Source organism: Nitrosomonas marina, assembly GCF_900111605.1.
Taxonomy (GTDB): domain Bacteria; phylum Pseudomonadota; class Gammaproteobacteria; order Burkholderiales; family Nitrosomonadaceae; genus Nitrosomonas; species Nitrosomonas marina_A.
Map to the genome: position 1 here is coordinate 1 of NZ_FOIA01000065.1, position 3,506 is coordinate 3,506.

General features: G+C 40.6%; 4 protein-coding genes and 2 pseudogenes. 4 read left to right on the forward strand and 2 right to left on the reverse strand.

The genetic code is table 11. The features are described from left to right. From BMY62_RS16030 to BMY62_RS15585, 4 genes and pseudogenes are all read left to right on the forward strand, one after another. A pseudogene (locus BMY62_RS16030) lies at positions 1-83 on the forward strand (IS5/IS1182 family transposase); the annotation flags it as partial. Continuing rightward, positions 80-334, forward strand: a complete 255-nt coding sequence (locus BMY62_RS15575; RefSeq protein WP_090662132.1) for a hypothetical protein — start codon at positions 80-82, stop codon at positions 332-334. The pseudogene BMY62_RS16030 and the gene BMY62_RS15575, both read left to right, overlap by 4 nt. Positions 335-348: 14 nt before the next feature. Further along, positions 349-2,229: a TIGR03986 family type III CRISPR-associated RAMP protein gene (locus BMY62_RS15580; protein ID WP_090662134.1), complete on the forward strand. Its 1,881-nt coding sequence runs from the start codon at positions 349-351 to the stop codon at positions 2,227-2,229. Positions 2,230-2,261: 32 nt separating this feature from the next. Next, on the forward strand, positions 2,262-2,663 hold the full coding sequence (locus tag BMY62_RS15585) for a hypothetical protein (protein ID WP_090662137.1): 402 nt from the start codon (positions 2,262-2,264) through the stop codon (positions 2,661-2,663). Between the two features lie 274 nt (positions 2,664-2,937). On the opposite strand, the gene BMY62_RS15590 is transcribed toward BMY62_RS15585, so the two are convergent. Together BMY62_RS15590 and BMY62_RS16035 are read right to left on the reverse strand one after the other, a co-directional pair. Further along, on the reverse strand, positions 2,938-3,387 hold the full coding sequence (locus tag BMY62_RS15590; RefSeq protein ID WP_090662139.1) for a hypothetical protein: 450 nt from the start codon (positions 3,385-3,387) through the stop codon (positions 2,938-2,940). A gap of 26 nt (positions 3,388-3,413) precedes the next feature. Continuing rightward, a pseudogene (locus BMY62_RS16035) lies at positions 3,414-3,506 on the reverse strand (IS66 family transposase); the annotation flags it as partial.

A 3,506-nucleotide genomic window follows, 5' to 3' on the forward strand; every position in this document is an offset into this window, starting at 1 on the left:
CAACACGATACGCAAAGAATGCCGCATCGTTTCTGGCGGCTGTCCATATACGGTGCATCGCTATTTGGGCTAGTATCTTATGACGACACTATCTAAGGAAAATATACTTTACGGCGAACTGGTTAAAGGATGCGAAAGTGTGCAAATCCAGCAAGTCGAGGGTGGGTGGAAAGTTATTCGCTTGAGTGAAGGAAAGAATGAGGGCGAGGTGTGCCTGAGAAAAAAACAAAGCTATTGCATCGGCAAAGACCAGTTCATTGATTATTTTGTGTATTGGAAATATACGGACAATGGTTATCAACCCGATAGTTACCGGTTCGTCGGATTTAGGTAGAAGTAAGGAACGTCATGAAAAATCAGCGAAATTATTCAAATCACAAAAATAATAGCCGGGGTGGTGGAAACAATAATACCCAACACCAAGGGATTGATAAAATTACCGCGCCATATAATTTTGTACCCTTGTCTGGTGATGTATTTATACCTGATTGGCATAAGGAAGTCAGTCATGATATGCCGTTCAGGGACGGTTATTGCGGAACCATAGATTTTGAGATAGAGGCGCATACTCCCATTCTGCCAGGTCAAAAGAAAGGAGAAACGATTGAACACTTCGAATTGCCGGATGAGCATTTGGCGATTCCCGGTTCAACGCTTCGCGGCATGGTGCGTTCGGTGTTAGAGATTGCTTCGTTTGGCAAAATGCGATTGGTGGATGATAGGAAACTGGGGGTACGTGATTTGCAAGCTTCATTTTATATAAATAAATTTACAGATAATGAAGGGAAAAAGAAATTTAAACCCAAAACAAAAACGGGTTGGCTCAAATATCTAAATAACCAGTGGTGTATAACGCCATGTAGTCATGCAAGAATAAAGCAGGAGGCGATAACAGAGTATCTGAAAAAAAACAAAAAGCTTTGGGTTGATACTAAAGACACTAAAAATTTACCTTCTGCCGAGATGAAATATAAGAGATGGCTTAACGCTGAAAAAGAATTAAAGATTAGTTTTAAACCAGGCAAAAAAGATTTTCATTTGCATAGCCAAGGGAAACGTCTTTATTATCAGAAAATTGATGACTTTTGCAATTCTGGAACAGAATGTGGTTACATCGTTTTTACGGGCCAACCAGGACCTCGAAAATACATGGAGTTCATTTTCTTTGCAGATCGTGAAGAAAAGATCAAGATTGAAGATTCGGTCGTTCGCGATTTTCTGCTTCTAAACGATTCCGAGAAAAATAAAAAACAAAATACTCAAAGCCATTATCAGTATCTAAAACAACTGAATTTTGATGGCAAAGGTATTCCTGTTTTTTACTTGATGGAGGACGACAAAGTTAAAGCAATAGGGCTTTCACAGCTGTTCAAATTGCCCTATACCAACAGTGTGGGCAATCTGATTGAAAATTGCAATCCAAGACATTGTTCTGAGAATGAATTTGACCTGGCAGAGCTGATTTTTGGAACAACCAATGAAGATGGTCAGCATGGCCTGAAAGGACGGATCAGTTTTTCGCATGCGCGATCAACAAAAGCTGCTCACGAATATCAGAAACTGGATAGGGGAACAGTTCTCGGTACTCCTAAGCCTACTTACTATCCTAATTATATTGCTCAGAATGGAGACGGCAGATTAGAAAAAGATCAGCCATACAAAACCTATATGGATAACGATGCCCAAATCAGTGGCTGGAAACGTTATCCTGTGCGAGAGAAATATTTTGTATCTGAATCAAAAAAAGACCAGGAAAAAGTGAAATCCCATATTAAACCGGTAAAAGCAGGTGTTATATACAAAGGGAAGTTGCGTTTTCATAACCTGAAAAAAGAAGAATTGGGGGCGCTGTTGTGGGCGATGACATGGGGAGGCGATGATAGTTGTCGTCATGCCATAGGAATGGGAAAGCCGTTTGGACTGGGGCAGATCAGCATTAATGTCTGTAACAAAGATATGCCTGATGTTATTGCTAATTGGCCCGGTAACAATTTGCCAAATCTTAAGGAACTGACTGAATGCTTTGAGAACATGATGAAACAAAGGATCAGTGGCTGGAGAGATACGCAACAGATCAAGCAGTTAATAGAAATGGCCAAACCTGTTGCAAAAGAAAAAACAAATCATTTGAGACATCTTGATTTAAAGAGCGACGATGGAAATAATCAATTTGTCGACGCCAAGAAATATAGACTTTTTCTTAAAAAATACTCCGAATACTTTTTGTAGTCAGGTTCCCGGAAAAAATAAAAACTTAAATAATGGATAACGAACAACTTCTAATCAGCTTGGCATATGATTTCATTAAATTTCTTGTAGCCTACTTTTGCAGCCGCCTGTTATATGAAGGTGTTTACAAAAGATTGCGGTATGGAAACTGGGATTTGATAGTCAGGCGAGGTGATGAAGAGTTGGCACGCAGAAAAATGGGCCATAACCTTGCCGAAAAAGTTCGCGATAAAAATGAACTCTCCGTTTATGTGAAAGGTGTTGTTTCACCATTCGCAACGTTGAATGTTGATATCGCATCCGAGAGAGCTGAAGAAATAGGCCTAATTAATATTAACGATGATTTGCGAGAAATTGTTGTTGATATCGCAAAAAACCCACAATTACCCCCCAAAAAGACGTTCAATTTATTTCGCCTTTTCAAATTCAGTTAATTCTTCATGTAAATACTGTCGTATCAGGTCTTCAAAAGAACATCAAAACCCCGCCCAGAAAAGGCGAAGCGCAGATTGCAGGCTCGGATTTGTTGTTCAGTAGTTCGAGCTTCAGGCTTATAAGTATCATTGAGAACTAGTCAACTTCTATATTTCTCATAAATTTTCTGCAAGCTGTTCACATTATTTAAATGTTATCTGGTGTGCATATTTATCAGATAGGATCTTACGTGTCAAAATACGCGTTCAAGTAGCAAGAAATAATTTGTAGTATCTAATCTCGCATTTCACTCGCAAAAACTTTGAGCAGAGCCTTGATGTCTGGTGGTATATTTTGCCGGGGTGTGGCTAGATCCCGAATAATTTCTCCTTGTCTCTGGCATTCAACATTGCCATAACTCAAAAAAGTTGTCAGTACTTTTTCATGACCAAGATTCTGACTCCATGCCTTGAATTGTTCGGGTGTTTGACAGACTTGCTGGCCCAGGCGAACCAGTGTATTTCTGAAGCTGTGCGGGTTGAAATAGGGCAGGCCCGCATCGGTAAATGCTTTGCGGAAAATTTTGCGTATTGGCGTGGCGTTGCGCCAGTGTTTGCGGTCAATGCCAGTAACCTGAAACTGCATCGACTCATCGTGAGAGATACGGGTTGCCGGAAATAAGGGATCATTATTCCCCCAGAGTTTTTCTTCACGCAGATAAGTAATCCACTCTGCAACAATCAAACGTATGCCATCACCTACAGGGAAGAAAGCGTGACCTGTTCTCGTGCTGCAATCTGTTCCAGGCGGTAGAGCGGCAGGTGATTGAGGTATTTGTTGCTGATCACCCAGGCCAGCAAACC